The following is a 17,212-nucleotide window of genomic DNA, read 5'->3' on the forward strand; positions in this document are numbered from 1 at the left end:
GCATCGCCCTCTCTGCTCGGTGTGCTCACCATAAGCGGCCGCTGTGCGGCGCGACACAGGGGTGCGGCACGGTACCTATAATCCGGACAACGAACATTGCAGAGGAGCGCGCGGCTTTGACCGATCCCTCGAGGTATCCACCCGGGTGGAATCCGCCGCCCCCAGGCCCCTACCACGGTCAACCACCGGCGAACCCGTACTACGGCGGCTACCAGCCGGGCTACAACTGGCCGGGCTACGGCGAGGCCCCACCCATCCACGGCAGGCCCCCGAAACGCAGCAAGACCCCGTGGATCATCGCGGCGATGGCAGCGGTTCTTGTCATCGCGATCGTCGTAGGCGGGGTGTTATGGAGATTCAACTCCGGCGGGGAGGACACCGAGGCCGTCACCACGACCACATCGGCGACCACGTCGACCACCGCTACCCCGGAATGTGAAGGACGGGTCGCCAGCCCCACGCCGCAGACTCCCCCGGACTGGATCGCCGTCGCGAGCCCCCGCGGGCTCGGCTACGACGTACCGCCGGACTGGACGGTCAACAGCTGCACCGCCATGATCGGCTGGGAAGTCCCCTGTCCGGACGGCCCGTTCGGCTTCTGCCCCGTGCGGACGATGACCGGCTCGGCCGAAATGCCCAACAAGCAGTGCCCGGACCTGCACCGCGGCGCCACCGGTGTCCCCGGCGCCAACAGCACCGACGACATCGACGAGGCCCTGCAGCGGGAAACCCAACTGGTCGAGGACATCTATACGTCGAGAAGCGGTGTGGTGCCGACGGTTTCACTGGGCGAGCGACGCGAGCTGACGGTCAGCGGGGAACCCGCGGTCCAGGTCATCGCGACCGTCACCGGCATCGAAGCGAGCGAGTGCACCGGCCCGTCGGCACTGCATTCGATGCTGGCCACCAAGGTGGACGGTCAGCCGGGTTCGGTGATGTTCATCGTTTCACTCGAACAGGGCTACCCCGGTGCGCCGGACCCGAAGCTCATCGACGAGATCGTCGCGACCCTGCGCAAGGACGACTAGAGCACGCCGAAGCTCGAGGTGACCCACCGGACCGGGTCGACGCACCGGAACGGCGCGATGCCCCTGGCGTGCAGGCGATTTCCGTTGGGCGGATGCCCGAGGGCGGACACCACGAAATTGCGGCTCGGCAGCCGGATGCCCGTGGCCGGGTTCTCGACCGCGGCGACGATCGAACCGCCGTGCAGCCGGATCAGCAGGCTGCGCACCTCCTCGTGCAGCAGTTGACCGTCGACGTCGTCGTACTGCCTGCCGTCGGAGGTGTCGCGAAGGTATGCCGCACCGCCGTTGGACATGATCAGGCCCCACTCGGAGCCCTCCACCTCCCGCAATGCACGCAGCACGTCGAACTTCGACAGGATGACGGCCAGTTTCGGCTGACCGGGGCGCACCGCCGTCAACAGGTTGGTCAGCACGGTGCGCGGATCCCCGCCGCTGACCACCTGCGCCGGCAGTAGATCGTGCAGTTGATCGCGGATCGTCTTGACCCGCAACGGGTCGAACATGAAGAACACCGCGTCGGCGTGCGCGAAGAACTGGAACGGCGGCGCGTGCAGGTCGCCGGACTCCATGTCTTCGCCCGCGACGTCGCGCAGCACCAGGTGGCGGCGCACCCCGTGCCAGGTCCCTATCGAAAACATCAGAGGCTCACGGTGATCGGAGGTCTGGGTGTGCACCGTCGGGGTCGGCGGGATCAGCCCCCGCTGCACGTAGAGCGGTGCCTCGTAGTTCGTGGCATAGGCGTGGGCGGTACCGCGCGTGACGGGCTGCATCGAGAACCCGAACCGTTCGCACAACAGCTCGAGCTGCTTGACCAGCACCGCGATGTAGAGGCTCTTGCCGGTGGCGCGGGCACCGGCAAGCGCGATGCAGATGGCGTGCCCCTCACGCCAGCCGTCGGGCAACGTGAAATGGCATACCGGGCAGATCTCCACGGCCGGGCCCTGCAGCGCCCGGCTGGCCTCCGATGTCGGCGGCGGCGGGCCGTTGTAGCCGGGGCTGCGCGACCAGGTGTAGAGCGGGCCACAGTCGGCGGGAGCGCCGGTGTACGCCGAGGCGACCTCGTCGCGGTAACGCGTGCCACCGGCTTGCGCGGGCAACGTCCACAGATGCTGGTTGGGACTCAGCGTCGCGAAGCACCGCGGGCATTTACTCATGCCTGCCACCACTCCCCCGTAGTCGCGCCGCGAGCGACGTGTGCGGGTCGCCCCGCCGTGCCAACAACCTGCCCACCATCTTGCGGTATCCCCGCACTGTGCCCTCCGACGAGTCGCCCGACAACTGCACCATCAGCGTCGTCACGCCCTCGGCATCGTTCTCGTCGCCGGGCAGGGTGGCGGCCACCCGCTCGGCCAGCTGGTTGACCAGTTCGTGGACCGAATCGAGCGGCACATCGGCGGTCTCCGCCGCCGCTGACCGCAGCAGGCTGATCGCCAGCACCGCGTACGGCACGATGTGGCGGTCGGCGACGAGGGGCAGCACGCGGTCCACGGCGTCGGGGCCGTGGGTCGCGACCAACCCGTTGCACGCTTGCGGATACGGTTGTCCCGCAAGCACTCCCAGCAGCGCGAAGGCCAGCAGCCGCACCGCGAAGTCGGCGTGCACACCGTTCGGTTCGATGCCGGCCAGGACGTCATCCCACAACGGCGCGTACGCGCGCTGATGCGTCTCGAGGTAGCGCTGCTGCAGCCACTCCTGTGGGCCGATGTGACGGACCGCGGCGCACGCCACCGCGAAACTGTCGCCGTTCGCGTCGATCACCATGCCGGCCAGCTGGTCGAGGGCGGCGGAATCGGGTGCGCCGACGAGAGTCCGCAGCGCGGCCGCACCCGGTAGCGGCTCGGTTCCGACCGCCAGCAGGAGGTCGGCGGGGTCCCACACCTGCGCGCTTGCCGTCCGCTCGAACTCCCCCGGCTCGCTTGCCCGCAACCACCACAGGTGGGCGCCCGGGTCGCCGGGTTCGGCGGGGCCACGGCGGCGAGTGCGTACGGCGCGCAGCGCGGCACGGGTCCAGACGGAATCCCACGGGACGGCCTGCGCGAGGGTGTCGGCCTGCGGCAGCCGGACGCTCTCGGCGAGCCAGTCGAGCAGCTCGTCGCCGATCGCGCTGCCGTCGACGTCGCCGTCCCGAAGCAGCGCCGCGGCGAGCGCGAGCCTGCTCTCGGTGCTGATGCGCTGACGCAACTGGACGTCACCGAGGCGGGGCACCACGTCGTCGACCAGTGCCGTGCGGATCCGCTCGTCCTCCACCCCCGCCCGCAGCAGCAGATCGACCACGCGCAGCAACCGTTCGGGCCCCTGACCGTCGGCCAGGGCCGTGCCGATCGCCGCACGCAGTGGCCGAGGCACTGGTTTCCCGTGAAACAATCTCGGCCCCAACGGTATTGGCCCGATCTGCGACAACCAGGTGTCATCCTCGATCGCCCGGCACAGGTAGGTGGTGTCGGCGAACACGGCGCCGGGCCCTTCCGGTAGCTCCTGCACCGCGCGCCACGCATCGGCCGTCGTGGTGCCCACCGCTGCCGACAACACACCGGCGATGGTGCGGGCGGCCACGGATCCGACCGCGATCCCCGGCGGCGAGTGCGCGGCGATCACCTCGTGCGCTTCCATCTCGGCGTCGGAGAACTCGGGGCGGCCCGTCACCGCCATCGCCATGGGCCACGCGGGGTGCAGCCCATCGTCGCGGACCTGCTCCGCGACACCGTCGATGTCATCGAGCAGACGGCGCGCCGAGCCGGGGTCGAGGAGCACCACCTGGGCCATGGCCGACCAGGGCGTGACGGCCACGCTGTGCCCGCCCGCGGTGCGGTGCGGTTCGCCACCGAGCTCACCCAGTGACATGGTCTCGGTCTCGCTGATCGCCACCAGTCCGGACGGGATGGCGTCGAGATCGGCGATCGGCACCGCGGTGAGTACCTGACCGCCGTGCGGACTGAGTTGATCGGCGCGGTCGAACGTCGAGAAACTCAGCTGCGCTGCGGTACCCGGGGACATCAGGAAGCTGATGAGCCCGATCCATTGGGCTGCCGAGTCGGCGGACTCGACCCCGAGCACCACGGGCGCGCCGCCGTCCAGTGCGGCGGCCACCGCATCGAGGAGACCGAACAGGGTCGCCAACCGCCAGGTGGACGTGTCCAGCGCGAATGCGACGACGCTGTCTTTGGTGACCACTCCGCCGGGCGTGGGGTCGACGTCGGTCAGCGCTGCGCGGGCGACCGCGGCCGCACCGTACGGGTGCAGCCACTGCGGGGAGCGCCACCATTCGATCGCCCGCCGACGCGGATCGGGCGTGCGGTCCAGCAGCGCGTGGGCGAACACGTTGCCCGGGCGGCCGATGCTGTCCGAGCCCGCGGGCACGGTGTGCCAGTAGGCGGCTCCGGACTGCTCGGTGCGGCAGTAGGCGAGCCTACGCGGCACCTGCTCGAGCTGCTCGGGCGTCGGGTAGTCCGGCGGCGGCTCCACCGGGCGGAAAACCGTGCGCACCCCGGCGAGCAGCAGCTGGGTTTCCTCGGGCGTCAGCTCGCCGCTGGTCTCCTTGACCTGCCAACCTCCGACGGACCCCGCTGCGTCGAACGACGTGTAGGCCAACTGGCCGTACCGGGGCGTCACAGGGCCGCCGCGGTGAGTTGCAGGGTGTCCACCGGCGGATCGAGCAGTGCGATGACCCGCAGCTGCGCAGGCGAACCGATGTTGACGAACAGCCGGATCCAGCCCTGCAACCCGCTGACGTTGGCGGCCCACAGCTCGCCGTTGCCCGATGTGGTCAATGCCGACCAACGCAGTTCCTTGGTCGGGTGGTCGGCCAGCTGGCCCTGTGCGTCGAGCGGTGCCACGTCGACGGGTTGTCCGTCGTGCGCGCTCAGCGGCAGCCGCTGCGGATTGTTGACCAGAACGAAGCCCGGTGACCCCGGGACGTTGTGTTCGGCCCGTATCGCCACCGTGGCCGTGGTGGGAAAACCGTTGGGGTCCCGGCCGATTCGCACCGCGTACTGCAACCGGAGCAGGCCGCGGTACTCGATGCTGGAAAACGCACCCGTCACGCGCCGGCCACCCGCGAACGCCACCGGCGCCAGGTGCAACGAGCAGCCGCCGACCGGCAGCTGACCGGTGAGGTGCATACCGCCGTACTTCTCGTACTCCTCAAGCGAGATCTCGAAGGATCGACCGGTCAGACCGGTACGCGGATCATGCCCCTTGGGTGCCAGGTACACCACGACGCCTGCCGCGCCGTCCGGCCAGTCGAACGTGAGCACCTGCTTGTTGCAGTATTCGGCCAGCTCGATGTCGCGGATCGTGCCCGTTCGCACCGAGGACACCGTGCGGCCGAGCATCGCCCGTTCGCCGAGGATCGTGACCGGCGTGAAATACGCGCGGCTCCATTCCGAGGGCCAGGACACTCCCGTCATCGTCGAACGGCGGCGACCACCCGGACCGGGCGTTTCGGAGACGGGATGGGTGAGGCGAAGGTCCGATGTGAGCCCCACCTGTTCGAGCGCGCCCTCGGGCAGCTCGATGGCTTCGGCGCCGGCGCTCGGACCGCTCTGCGTGCGGTAGATCGCGACCTGTCCCCCGGCAGGCGGGGTCCATGACAGATCGCACGAGACGCCGTCGGCGCCGGATTCGACCGTCATGTCGGTGACGGGTGCGAGTGCCGCCGCGAGTTCGACGTCGGCCTCGGCAGCGTCCGACAGCCGAACGACACCGTCGACGTTGGCGGCGCAGCGGGCCCGGTACCGGTATCGCTGGCCTCGTACGGGTTCGGTGTCGACGAAGCCCGCCAGGTTCTCACTGCCCGCGAGGATCCGGTACTGCGCCTCGTCCCGGTCGACCTCATCGATCGGGATCCGGAACACGTGCACCGCGGACATGCCCGGCGGCGCCGTCCACTGCCCGACCACCCAGCCGGCATCCTCCCGGACGTCGAATCCGGTGACGGGCCTGACCAGCACCGCGGTGGCGTAGAGCACCGGCTGGGCGGCTCGCGCCTGGGCGTGCGAGCCACCGGTGTTCACCCACACCTGGTAGTGCCGGACCGGCGTCAGCTGCGGCCGGTCATCGCTGGCGGCGGGCTGCTCGGTGACCGCGACCTGATGTGCGAGGTCCGGCGAGTAGGGCGCCTGATCGTCGGTGCTGACCACCCGGTACATCACGACGCCGGGCGTCTCATACCTCGGCCAGCTCAGCTCGACGGCGCCGCTCGCGCCATCGGGGCGGCGCACGGTGATGTCGTGCAGTGCCACCTGCTGGCTACTGAACAAGAACGGGGCGAATTCGCCTGTCGGGACGGCGGTTTCCACCGTCGGCGGTTCCGGTTCCGCCACCGGTGGCGGCGGGTCATCGAGGCTGCGGTGTTTACCCGCGCTCGAGGGTTCGTCTGCCTGCGGCGTGGCGAGCTCGGACAGCAGCCGGGCCATCTCGTCGGCGTGCTCGGCCACCGACCCCGGCAGCATCGCGCGGATCTGCTCGACATCGGTACGGCCCGATCTCAGCACCAGGCGCAGATGCGCCTCCTTGAAGCTGCGCGGCGCGACCGCGCCGGAGTCGACGAGTTGTTGGCGCCACGCCAACAGCGGCGCCAACCGGGGGTCGGCGTCGTCGTGGTCGTCAGCGGGGTGCAGGTCGGGCATCAAAACACCAAGTCCTCGCCGGATACGGGCACCGGATCAGAAGGCTCGAACAGCGGGCGGCGCCGCGTGCAGTGCTGCGCCAACGCTCCTCCAGTGATCCCGACGTCCAACCGGCAGCCTCGAGATTAGTACCGGGCCGCCTGCTGAGCGCCGCCAGCGCATAAGTTCGGTGAAGCGAACCGAAGGGAGTGCGATGTCCGACGCGATGTCCTCGGCCAGCGACGACGTCTGGGAAGTCATGTCGACCTGCCGGACGATCCGGCGATTCACCGACGAACCGGTCGACGATGCCGTCCTCAACCGATGCCTGCAGGCCGCGGCGTGGGCTCCGTCGGGGGCCAACGCCCAGGCCTGGCGATTCGTCGTGCTTCGCTCGCCCGAGCAGCGGGCCGTGGTGGCCAAGGCCGCGGCCCAGGCGCTGGCGGTGATCGAACCGGTCTACGGTATGAGCCGGCCTGCCGACGACGACACCAGCCGGCGGGCCAGGACGAACCGCGCCACGTACGAATTGCACGATCGCGCAGGCGAATTCACCTCGGTGCTGTTCACGCAGCAGAAGTTCCCGACGGCTTCTGAGCTGTTGCTCGGCGGTTCGATCTTCCCGGCGATGCAGAACTTCCTGCTGGCGGCGCGGGCGCAGGGCCTCGGCGCGTGCCTGACGAGCTGGGCGTCCTACGGCGGCGAACAGCTCATCCGCGACGCCGTGGGCGTACCGCCGGACTGGATGTTGGCCGGGCACGTCGTGGTGGGCTGGCCGCGCGGCAGGCACGGACCGGTTCGCCGCCGCCCGCTCGGCGAGTTGGTGGCCACGGATTATTGGGAGTGACGCGGCTGTCAGGCCAGGTAATCGACGACGGCGTCGGGGTTCGACAGTGCCACCAGATGCCCACCGGGGATGACGTCCGCGGCGATGCCGGTGCGCTCAAGGGCCACCCGGCGCTGGAACTCGGCGGGGAAGAACCGGTCGTCGGCGCCGACGAGGACCTTGACCGCGATATCGTCCCAGCCGCCGAAGACGCACGGGTCGGCGGCGATCGCGTCGGTCTGCTCCTTTCGCTCGGATTCGCCCTCGGCCACGATGTCCGGCGGCACGTCGTGCAGAAAATAGGTGAACTCGTCGAACTCCTCGGGATAGCCGTCCACCGCGGCCACCCGAGCTTCCTCGGCACCGACGTTGCCCCACCACTCCCCCACCGTCTCACCGGGCACCGGAATCATCGCGTTGACGAAAACCACTGCAGCGGGCCGGGTTACCCCGCATACCGCGCCGGCGGTGAAGCCACCCAGCGACTGCGCCACGACCACATCGCTGCCCTGGAGTTCGGCCAGCACGATGTCGCGGTAGTCGGGCAGCCGGCCGTCGCCGGGCAGGTCGACGGACACCGCGGTGTGCCCTCGGGCGCGAAGTCCCCCGGCCACCCGATGCCAGTACCAGCCGGCTCCCCCGGCGCCCGGGATCAGCACGAATCGCGTCATAACGCCACGGTACTGAGGTAACTACGCTGGCAACATGCCCACGATCATGCCTGCGGCGTTCATCGGTCACGGCAGTCCGATGAACGCCATCGAGTCCAACCGCTATACCGAGGCGTGGCGGCTCTTCGGGCAGTCCGTACCGCGCCCCCGCGCGATCCTCGTGGTCAGCGCGCACTGGTACATCAACGCGACGGCCGTGACGGCGATGCCGCGGCCCCGCACGATCCACGACTTCTACGGGTTCCCGCGTGAACTGTTCGCGGTCGAGTATCCGGCGCCGGGTCTGCCGGAGCTGGCCGAGGAGATCAGCGACACCGTCCATCCGACGTGGGTGGGCGCCGACGTCGACAGCTGGGGCATCGACCACGGCACGTGGTCGGTACTGGTCCACGCGTTTCCCGATGCCTCCATACCTGTTGTGCAACTGGCGATCAACGCGAACGAACCCGCGGACTACCATTTGCAGCTCGGGGCGAAGCTGGCCCCGCTGCGCGAGCGTGGCGTGCTCGTCTTGACCAGCGGCAACATCGTGCACAACCTCCGCGGCATGGATGCCGACCTACCCGACGGCGGCTACGACTGGGCACAGCGCTTCGACGACGCCGCGCAGGCGGTGATCGCCGACTCCCCCGCCGACGTCGCCACCCTTGACGGGCACGCGGACTACGCCCTTGCCGTCCCGACCCCCGATCACTTCATCCCGTTTCTGTACTTCGCCGGAGTCGCCTCTGCCGGAACGGATTCCGTGAACACGCTGGTTCGGGGATACACCTTCGGGTCACTGTCGATGACGGCATACACGCTCGGTCGGTGAGATATGGAAGGCTGCTGGCATGGCCACTGAGAAACCTGGGACCGAGGTCGAACGGAAATTTCTAGTAGAGCCCCGTGGCCTTCCGACCGATGTCGACCGGCAGGCCGAACGCAGACTGGTCCTCAAACAGGGTTATCTCGCGGTCGCCGCGGACGGCTCCGAGACGCGGGTGCGCAGCACCGATGACGCATCGTTCGAACTGACCGTGAAGTCGGCCGGTGATCTGGTGCGCGGTGAATCGACCATCCCGATCACGCGCGAGATGTTCGAGGCGCTGTGGCCGAAGTCGGAGGGCGCGCGAATCGAGAAGACCCGGTTGAGGATTCCGCACGGGCCCCACACGATCGAGCTCGACGTTTATGCCGGCGCCCTCGACGGTTTGGTGGTCGCCGAAGTCGAGTTCACCGACGAGGCGGACGCCGCGACGTTCGCGGTACCGGAGTGGTTCGCGCTCGACGTCACGAGTGACAAGGCGTACAAGAACAAGAATCTCGCCACCAAGGGCCGGCCGTGATTACTTGCGGGATGCGTTCGCGCTCGCGATGATTCGGTCGATCACCTCGAGAAGCCCGTCATCGGCGTCGGTTCCGGCCGGATGGCCCCCCAACGCAGTGGACAACGCGTTGTAATACAGCCCATCCCCGATCAGCTTGACGGCGCGGGCCACGTCGAGATCGCCGAGCGCCTCGTGCAAGACGTTCAACCACTCCCCCGACACCGATTCGATAACCGCGCGGGCCCGCGTGTCCCCGGCTTGCTGTAACCGCGCGACCGCGAGCAGGGCCCGGTCGAGTGGTGTGCCCGCGTAGTGGGAGGTGCGGATGTAGTGGCGCGCCGGCCCTTCGGCAGCGGTTCGCATCTGCTGCACGTCCTCGGCCGCGAGGAACTGCAGCCGATCGTAGAGCGCCTCGGCCAGGCGATCCTTGGACGGAAAGTGGTACAGGAGCCCGCCCTTCGAGACCCCCGCCCGGGCCGCGACCGCGTCGAGCGTCGCGAAGCGTTCGCCCTCGACGGCCAGCAGGTCCTCGTAGGCGTCGAGGATGCGGTCGCGTGACGAAGCCATCGTGAGAGCTTACGACAGCCCTGGTTAACTGTACCGTCTGGACGGTATAGTGATGGCCTCGGCGTCCAACCGGCCCGACGGAACTGCGGGGAGGGTTTCAGTGCGGGCCTATCTCGATCTCGTTCGAGTGCCCGGCGTGGTGAACGTGACCGCGTCGCAGTTGTTCGCGCGTCTGCCACTGGGCATGCTCTCACTCGCCATTCTGCTGCACGTGCAGGGACTTTCGGGCTCCTATGCGCAGGCGGGTGCCGTGGTGGCGGCCGTCAGTGTCGGCCAGGCCGTGGCCATGCCGGTCACCGCGCGGCTGGCCGGCCGGCTGGGGGTGGTGCCGACATTGTCGGTTGCCGCGTTGGTCAGCGGCGCCAGCATGCTCGCGCTCGCGTTCGCGGGCTCGTCATCGGTTCTCCTGATGACGCTCGGTGTGCTCATCGGCGCATCGGTTCCTCCGTTGATGCCAGTGGTCCGCGCGCTGTACCCGAAAATGGTTGCCGGCGAAGGTGTTCGCGCCTTGTTCGCGCTCGACACGACCGCCCAGGAACTGATCTGGGTCGTCGGTCCGGTTGGGGCCACGTTCCTCGCATCGGCCGTCTCGACCGCCGCGCCGCTGGTTCTGTCGGCCGCCGTCACCGTCCTGGGAACAGCCTGGTTCCTCCTCAGTGCCAGGCGGTTGCACCCGGGCGTCGCCGCCGGCAGATCGAGTTTCGGGCGCGTTCTCGCGAATCGAACCGTGATCCTCGCCATGGTGACGAGCCTGCTGCTCGTCGCGTCGTTCATGGCGCTCGAGGTCGGCATCGTCGCCGAACTGGGGCGCGACGGTGTCACAGCCGGTGCGGCGATCGCGGTGGCGAGCGTCGGCTCACTGATCGGCGGGCTCCTGCTCGGACACCGTCGGCTCGGCATTGCCTGGGTCGTGGCCGCATTGGCGGCCGTGGCGATCGGCACGGCACTGTTCGGCGTCGTCGACAATCTGGCGCTGCAGTTCGTGGCCCTGTTCTTCTCGGGGCTCGGATTCGCCCCGGCCATGTCGGCTCTCTATCTGTTCGTGTCACGCGAGGTCGCCGAACACTCGGCAACCGAGGCGTTCGGTTGGCTCAACAGCGGCGCACTCGTCGGCGGCGCGGTCGGCACCGCATGTGCCGGCGTGGCAACCGAGGCACACGGCTCGATCGGGGCCGTCACCGTCGCGGCCCTGCTGGCGACGCTCGCCGCGTGCTGCCCGCTCGTCGCTCGTGCGGCGGGCCCGATCGGCGGTGTCACCGACCGAACGACCGATGCCGTCAGCCCCGCTGCACCGCCAATGCGGTGACCTCGACCTTCATCTCCGGCCGCGCGAGCGCTGCCACTCCCACCGCACACCGGACCGGATACGGATGGGTGAACATCTCCCGGTACACGTCGTTGAAGGCTGCCCGTTCGGCCATGTCGGTCAGGTAGATCGTCAGATGTGCGACGTCAGACAGCGACGACCCGACGGATTCCAGCGCGGCTTTCAGGTTTTCCAGGGTTTGACGGGACTGCGATTTTATGTCGCCGGTATCGATGGAACCGTCAGGCAGGCTGGGTATCTGCGTCGTGGTCACCACGCCGGTGGGAAGGATGGTCAGCTCCGACGAGAGGTCGGTGCCGTCGTCGCCTTCACTCAGGATGTGCTGCAAGCCGGTTGATGGCGCGGTCATGGCTACTCCTTGCGATGTACGACGGGCGGTTCAGCCCGGTCGGCCTACCAGTTCGGGCACGGCACCGAGAAGTTCCCTGGTGTATTCGTGCTGCGGGGTGGTCCAGATCTGCTGGGTCGAGCCGACTTCGACGAACTCGCCTTGCCGCATGACCGCGGTGACGTCGGCGATCGAGGCGATCACCGCGAGGTCGTGCGAGATGATCGCCATCCCGAGGCCGAGGGTGTCGACCAGGTCCCGCAGCAGCGCGGCGATGCGCTTCTGCGACGACGCGTCCAGCGAGGCGATCGGCTCGTCGGCCACGATCACTTTCGTATCCACGGCAAGTACTTTGGCGATGGCGACACGTTGTCGCTGTCCACCCGACAGCGCGTGCGGGTAGCGGTTTCGCAGCACCGGGTGGAGACCGACCTGGTCGAGCACCGTCGAGACGACGTCGGCGACGTCGGCCTTCGTGGGCGTCGACTGGCCCATCGCCCGGCGGCTGCCGCGGATCACTTCCGCCAGCTGGTCCTCGATACGCCTGCGCGGGTTGAGCGATGCGTACGGGTCCTGAAAAACCATCTGCAGCGGAATCATCGCCGCCGCCCGCCGACGGATCGGCAGTGGTGCGACGACCGTGCCGTCGAATTCGATCGTCCCGGAGTCGACGGGTTGCAACCCCACCATGGCCCGTGCCAAAGAGGATTTACCGCAGCCGCTTTCGCCGACGATACCGATGATCTGGCCCGGATGGATGTCGATGCTGACCCCGCGGACGGCAACCTTGGCCGCTTGGCCGCGGGCCTTGTACCTCACGACGGCATCGCGAACAGACAGCAGGGGAGTAGACGTGGTCATCGGCCGTCCTCGGCTCCGGTCGCGACACCCATCTTCCACGGCACGTGGGGCACCGCGTCGAGGAGTTCACGGGTATACGGATGTTGCGGATCATGGAAGATTGCCGCGGCGTCGGCTGCTTCGACGATGCTGCCGTCGCGAAAGACGTTGACCCGGTGCGCGAACGACGACAGCATGGCGAGGTCGTGGGTGATGAAGACGATGCCCATGCCGGTCGCCTCGCGTAACTCGTCGAGCAGACGCAGGATCTCCACCCGGATGTTGGCGTCGAGGGCGGTCGTCACCTCGTCGGCGATGAGCAGGGCGGGATCACATGCCAGTGCCATCGCAATGGACACCCGCTGTTTCATTCCGCCGGACAGTTGATGTGGGTATCGCTTCAGCAATGCCTGCGGGTCAGGTAGATGCACCTGCTCCAGGAGCGTGACGGCTCTGCGCTTGGCGGCGGCGCGGTCGAGCCCGAGATGGATACGTGCGTGATCGGTGAGCTGTTCGCCGATCTTGAGCATCGGATGCAGGCTCGACGACGGATCCTGAAGCACCATGGCCACCTCGCGCCCACGCGTGTGCTGCCACTGGCGGGGCGTCTGGTCGAGCAGTTCACGCCCGTTCAACCGCGCAGAACCGGTGACCCGCAGCGGCTCGGGCACGAGTCCGATCAGGCTCATCCCGGTCATCGTCTTGCCAGAGCCGGATTCGCCGACCACGCCGACGACTTGGCGTGCATCGACGGAGAACGACACTTCGCTGACGACCGTGCCGCCGGACGGGCGGGCGATCGACAAGTTTTCGACCTCGAGGAGTGTCATGCGCCTTCCCCCGAGATCTCCTGCAGGCGTGGCTCAAGTTGGTCGCGCAGCGCGTCACCGATCAGGTTGAACGCCAAGACCACGGAGATGATCGCCACACCCGGTGCGACCGCGAGCCACCACTCGTCGAAGTACTGGACGGCGTCGGAAATCATGGCGCCCCACTCGGGGTCCGGTGGCACTGCGCCGAGGCCGAGGAACGACAGGCCGGCCAGGAACAGAATCGCACCGCCGATGTCCAGCATGGCGAGCACGAGGACCGAACCCGACACCGCAGGCAGCAGATCGGACACGATCGAGCGGACCGTGCCGACGCCGGCAAGCCGATTCGAAAGCACGAACTCGGATTCTCGCAGCGAGAGCACGATGGATCGGACCGCCCGCGCGTAGCCGGGCCACCAGCTGATCGCAGCCGCGATGACCGCGTTCTGCACACTGGGTCCCAGCGCCGCGGCGATCGCCATGGCCAGGATGATGCCCGGGAAGGCGAACACCAGATCGGCCACGCGCATCAGTGTTTCGTCGACCCAGCCACCGAAGAATCCGGCCACCAGGCCGACAACGGTTCCGATCACGGCGGCCGCCACCACGATCAGCACGCCGTTGACGATCGAGACCGAGGCACCGGCGAGGGTGCGGCTCAAAGTGTCTCGGCCCAGCGCGTCGGTGCCGAGCAGGAACTCCGAGGACGGCGGTGAAAGCGCCGGACCCGCAGCGACTGTCGGATCGTAGGGCCGCAGCATCGGGACAGCCATGACCACCAGCCAGGCGAACAGCACGATGAACGCGAAGACGACACCGGGACGACGCATCCACTTCGGGATCGGACGGCGCCGGTTTGCCGTGCGTGGTCCGGTGTGGTGGCGCACCGGCTGTTGGGTATCGAGTGAATCGGTTGTGGTCACTGCAGACGAATCCTCGGATCGAAGACGGCGGCGAGCATATCGGCGGTGAAGTTGACGACCAAGAAGATCACGGCCACCACCACGGCGATGCCGGTGATCGCGCTGAGGTCCAGGTTGGTCGACGCGCGGTAGGCGTACTGCCCCATGCCGCCCCACGAGAAGATCTGCTCGACGTACACGGTCGCGGCGAGCAGGAATCCGAACGACAGCGCGGCCACGGTGATGATCGGGCTGGAGGCCATCCGTACCGCATATCGGATCAACACTCGATGCGCGGGAAGCCCTTTGGCCCGTGCGGCCTTCACGGCATCGGTGTTCAACCCGTCGATCACCGAACTCCGGGTGAATCGCAGGATCATTCCCAGGGTCGACACCGCGAGCACCGACGCGGGCAGGATGAGGTGGCTGACCGCCGACGCGAATGCCGGAAGGTCGCCGGCGAGCAGCGAATCCACCGTATAGAACCCTGTGATGCGCGGAGGCGGGATCATGACCGCATCGAGCCTGCCGCTACCCGGGAGCCAGCCGAGTTGGCGAAACAGCACGGTCGAACCGACCAGCGCGAGCCAGTACGTCGGCAGGCTCACGCCGATCAACGAAACCACCCGGGCGACATGGTCCGGCCACCGGTTGCGGCAGGCCGAGGCGATGATGCCGAAGCCGACCCCGGCGATGAGTGACATCACCGTCGCGAAAATTACGAGTTCCAGCGTGGCGGGCGCGTAGTTCGCCAAGTCCTGGCCGACCGGATTGCCGGTCTGCTGAGAGATGCCGAGATCGCCGCGCAGCAGCCCACCGAGGTAGCGCAGATACTGCTCCCAGATCGGCAGCTGCAGGCCGAACTTCTCGCGAAATGCCTCCACCACTTCAGGATTGGCCTGCGCCTGTTGACTGAGGTTCACCGTCTCGGCACGCACCGGCACCAGCACACTGATGCCGAACGACACCAACGTGATGCCGACCAGCGTGACGAGCGAGGTGGCCACGCGGCGGACGACGAACCGGGTGAAGCCGTTGGCGGCACCCGGACCACTGTCGACCGATGCGCCGACGGAATCCACCGATGTTGTGGTCATTGGCTATTGGCCTGATTCGAGGTGATGTCGGCGAGGTTCAATCCGGCCATGATGTCGCGCTCGGCAGTCACGCTCTTGGCGGTCACCAGCGTGAACGACGGTTCAAGCAGGTACGCGTACGGCCCCTTTGCGGCCACGGCCTTGTTCCAGTCCAGATAGGCCTGCTGCCGTCGGTCGCCGACCGCCGTGCGGGCCGCGTCGGTGAGCTTCACGACGTCCGGCGCGGCTTGCGCCGACCAGTGCACCCGCTCGCCGATCAGATCGCCGGGCGAAAAGACCAGCAGGTTACCGGGATCCGGGTAGTCGGGCGGCCATGACCACAACGCGAGTTGGGTCTGCCCGTCGCTGTAGCGCTGCAACGATGTCGACGTCGGCGCCGGATTGAGCTCGACATTGAGGCCGATCGCCTTGAGTTGCGCCTGAATCGCCTGGGCGATGACGTTGTAGTCGACGCCCGCGAGCCGGCTGTAATCGTTGGCGTAGTCGAACGAGATCGTGGCGCCCGAGGCACCGGCCTTGTCGATCAGGGCCTTCGCGGCGGTGACATCGGTGTCGACGGCTTCGTCGACCGGGATGGCCCCGGCGAGGTGCCCTGGGATGATGCCCGCGGCCCGCTTGGTACCGGGCCCGGCCAGGTCGACGAGCGCCTGATAATCCAGACCGCGTTGGATGGCCTCGCGGACAAGGGGATTGGACGTCGGCGAACCAGCATCCATCGACATGGCGAGATAGAGGACTTCGGGCGACGGCGACGGTGTGACCGTGAGCCTGGCTTGGTCGATGTCATCGGCGATCCGTCCGGGGATGTCCATCGCGATCCGGCTCTCACCGGACTCGATGCTGGACCGCTGCTGTTGCGCACTCTTGACGTTACGGATGATGATGCGCTCGAACGGGGCCTTGCCGAGCCACCAATTGTCGTTCCGGACCAACGTGATCTGCGAGTTCGAGTCGTACTGCTGCAGTTTGTACGGACCGCTGCCGACGTTGTTGTCGGCCGAGGTGAACAACGACCCGGCCTTGTCGGCGGTGGAGGCGTCGGCTCCGTCGGTACCGCCGGCCGCTTTCACCTTGTCCGCATCGACGATGGCCGCCGCGGTCGAACTGACGAGGCTGGGGATATAGGGCGCTGGTTGGTCGGAACTGACGACCACGGTCTTTTCGTCGGGTGCGGTCACCTTCAGACCGTCCATCAGATAGGACGGACTGGCCTTGAGGTTGCGAAGACGCTCGAGCGAGAACACGACATCATCGGCGGTCACCGGGGTGCCGTCGGCGAACTTCGCGCGGTCGTCGAGTTCGAACGTCGTCGCCCGACCGTCCGGGCTGACGGTCCAGGACTTTGCCAATTCGGGTGAAGGTTCGGTGTTGGCGCCTTCATAACTGACCAGGGTCTGGTAGATCCCGGTAGCGACCATCGAATCGGTCACTTGAAAGATCGTGGCCGGGTCGATCGACTGCGCAGTGAACGAGTGGTCGATCACCAGTACCGAAGCGTTGGAGGTCGCACCGCCGGCATTGTTGGTGCCCGCGCATGAGGTGAGGACCAGAGCTCCGGCGACGACGACAGCGCCGGCCGCGCTCGCATTCCTCAAAAGGGTGGGTTTCATCGTTTCCCTTCGCGATGAGCTTTCGACTGCTTGCAGTCCGGCTGTGCAAGGACGCCCGTACGAAAGCTGCCACTCGCGTCGCCGTATAGGTGACATATGCCATCAATTAGTGACGACGGCGCTAGTGATCTTACACACAAGTGCCCACAATGGAAGAGCGCGCGAGAATTGCCGATTTTTGCGTATGAACTGCGATAATTCTGAGCGTTGACACAACTCGCGCACCCGAGCTACCTTCCAGGTGTCTTTCATACAACAACATTGTCACCTATTAGATGACGGACTCTC

The 17,212-nt window shown here is 67.6% G+C and carries 16 protein-coding genes; 5 read left to right on the forward strand and 11 right to left on the reverse strand.

What is annotated here, in order from left to right; all coding sequences use genetic code 11:
* Window positions 1-116: 116 nt before the first annotated feature.
* Entirely contained in the window at window positions 117-1,028 is a 912-nt protein-coding gene (locus ACOI2T_RS35735) for a DUF8017 domain-containing protein (RefSeq protein WP_409502981.1), read from the forward strand.
* Here the strand turns inward: ACOI2T_RS35735 and ACOI2T_RS35740 are convergent.
* The 3 genes from ACOI2T_RS35740 to ACOI2T_RS35750 are packed head-to-tail and all read right to left on the reverse strand — an operon-like array spanning window position 1,025 to window position 6,655.
* Window positions 1,025-2,182 (reverse strand): TRAFAC clade GTPase domain-containing protein, encoded by a 1,158-nt coding sequence (locus ACOI2T_RS35740; RefSeq protein ID WP_409502982.1) that lies wholly within the window; start codon window positions 2,180-2,182, stop codon window positions 1,025-1,027. The genes ACOI2T_RS35735 and ACOI2T_RS35740 overlap by 4 nt on opposite strands.
* Window positions 2,175-4,637, reverse strand: coding sequence for a GAP1-N2 domain-containing protein (locus tag ACOI2T_RS35745; protein ID WP_409502983.1), 2,463 nt, complete (start codon window positions 4,635-4,637; stop codon window positions 2,175-2,177). Before ACOI2T_RS35745 ends, ACOI2T_RS35740 begins: the two co-directional genes overlap by 8 nt.
* On the reverse strand, window positions 4,634-6,655 hold the full coding sequence (locus ACOI2T_RS35750; RefSeq protein WP_409502984.1) for a SaeA-related protein: 2,022 nt from the start codon (window positions 6,653-6,655) through the stop codon (window positions 4,634-4,636). The genes ACOI2T_RS35745 and ACOI2T_RS35750 overlap by 4 nt, the downstream gene beginning before the upstream one ends.
* 205 nt (window positions 6,656-6,860) lie before the next feature.
* Between ACOI2T_RS35750 and ACOI2T_RS35755 the strand changes: the two genes are divergently transcribed.
* Window positions 6,861-7,481 carry a nitroreductase family protein gene (locus tag ACOI2T_RS35755; protein ID WP_409503082.1) on the forward strand — a complete coding sequence of 207 codons (621 nt, stop codon included), beginning with the start codon at window positions 6,861-6,863 and terminating at the stop codon, window positions 7,479-7,481.
* Window positions 7,482-7,489: 8 nt separating this feature from the next.
* Here ACOI2T_RS35755 and ACOI2T_RS35760 read toward each other — a convergent pair whose 3' ends face one another.
* Window positions 7,490-8,131 (reverse strand): alpha/beta fold hydrolase, encoded by a 642-nt coding sequence (locus ACOI2T_RS35760; RefSeq protein WP_409502985.1) that lies wholly within the window; start codon window positions 8,129-8,131, stop codon window positions 7,490-7,492.
* A 46-nt stretch (window positions 8,132-8,177) separates the two neighbouring features.
* Here ACOI2T_RS35760 and ygiD point away from each other — a divergent pair, with 46 nt between their 5' ends.
* Window positions 8,178-8,945, forward strand: a complete 768-nt coding sequence (gene ygiD, locus ACOI2T_RS35765; RefSeq protein ID WP_409503083.1) for a 4,5-DOPA-extradiol-dioxygenase — start codon at window positions 8,178-8,180, stop codon at window positions 8,943-8,945.
* A gap of 19 nt (window positions 8,946-8,964) precedes the next feature.
* Complete coding sequence (locus tag ACOI2T_RS35770; RefSeq protein ID WP_409502986.1) at window positions 8,965-9,459, forward strand: CYTH domain-containing protein; 495 nt, start codon at window positions 8,965-8,967, stop codon at window positions 9,457-9,459.
* Here ACOI2T_RS35770 and ACOI2T_RS35775 read toward each other — a convergent pair whose 3' ends face one another.
* Complete coding sequence (locus tag ACOI2T_RS35775; protein ID WP_409502987.1) at window positions 9,460-10,008, reverse strand: TetR/AcrR family transcriptional regulator; 549 nt, start codon at window positions 10,006-10,008, stop codon at window positions 9,460-9,462.
* A gap of 52 nt (window positions 10,009-10,060) precedes the next feature.
* Between ACOI2T_RS35775 and ACOI2T_RS35780 the strand changes: the two genes are divergently transcribed.
* Window positions 10,061-11,314: an MFS transporter gene (locus ACOI2T_RS35780; RefSeq protein ID WP_421875454.1), complete on the forward strand. Its 1,254-nt coding sequence runs from the start codon at window positions 10,061-10,063 to the stop codon at window positions 11,312-11,314.
* On the opposite strand, the gene ACOI2T_RS35785 is transcribed toward ACOI2T_RS35780, so the two are convergent.
* Genes ACOI2T_RS35785 through ACOI2T_RS35810 form a run of 6 tightly spaced genes read right to left on the reverse strand, consistent with a single transcriptional unit; the run spans window position 11,286 to window position 16,924 of the window.
* Window positions 11,286-11,684: a RidA family protein gene (locus ACOI2T_RS35785; RefSeq protein ID WP_409502989.1), complete on the reverse strand. Its 399-nt coding sequence runs from the start codon at window positions 11,682-11,684 to the stop codon at window positions 11,286-11,288. The genes ACOI2T_RS35780 and ACOI2T_RS35785 overlap by 29 nt on opposite strands.
* 30 nt (window positions 11,685-11,714) lie before the next feature.
* Window positions 11,715-12,524 (reverse strand): ABC transporter ATP-binding protein, encoded by an 810-nt coding sequence (locus ACOI2T_RS35790; RefSeq protein ID WP_409502990.1) that lies wholly within the window; start codon window positions 12,522-12,524, stop codon window positions 11,715-11,717.
* Entirely contained in the window at window positions 12,521-13,333 is an 813-nt protein-coding gene (locus ACOI2T_RS35795; protein ID WP_409502991.1) for an ABC transporter ATP-binding protein, read from the reverse strand. The genes ACOI2T_RS35790 and ACOI2T_RS35795 overlap by 4 nt, the downstream gene beginning before the upstream one ends.
* Entirely contained in the window at window positions 13,330-14,238 is a 909-nt protein-coding gene (locus tag ACOI2T_RS35800) for an ABC transporter permease (RefSeq protein WP_409502992.1), read from the reverse strand. The genes ACOI2T_RS35795 and ACOI2T_RS35800 overlap by 4 nt, the downstream gene beginning before the upstream one ends.
* Window positions 14,235-15,314, reverse strand: coding sequence for an ABC transporter permease (locus ACOI2T_RS35805; RefSeq protein ID WP_409502993.1), 1,080 nt, complete (start codon window positions 15,312-15,314; stop codon window positions 14,235-14,237). Before ACOI2T_RS35805 ends, ACOI2T_RS35800 begins: the two co-directional genes overlap by 4 nt.
* Entirely contained in the window at window positions 15,311-16,924 is a 1,614-nt protein-coding gene (locus ACOI2T_RS35810; RefSeq protein WP_409502994.1) for an ABC transporter substrate-binding protein, read from the reverse strand. Before ACOI2T_RS35810 ends, ACOI2T_RS35805 begins: the two co-directional genes overlap by 4 nt.
* Between the last annotated feature and the right edge of the window lie 288 nt (window positions 16,925-17,212).

Source organism: Mycolicibacterium wolinskyi str. Jessa 2025, from assembly GCF_049241375.1.
Classification (GTDB): Bacteria; Actinomycetota; Actinomycetes; order Mycobacteriales; family Mycobacteriaceae; genus Mycobacterium; species Mycobacterium wolinskyi.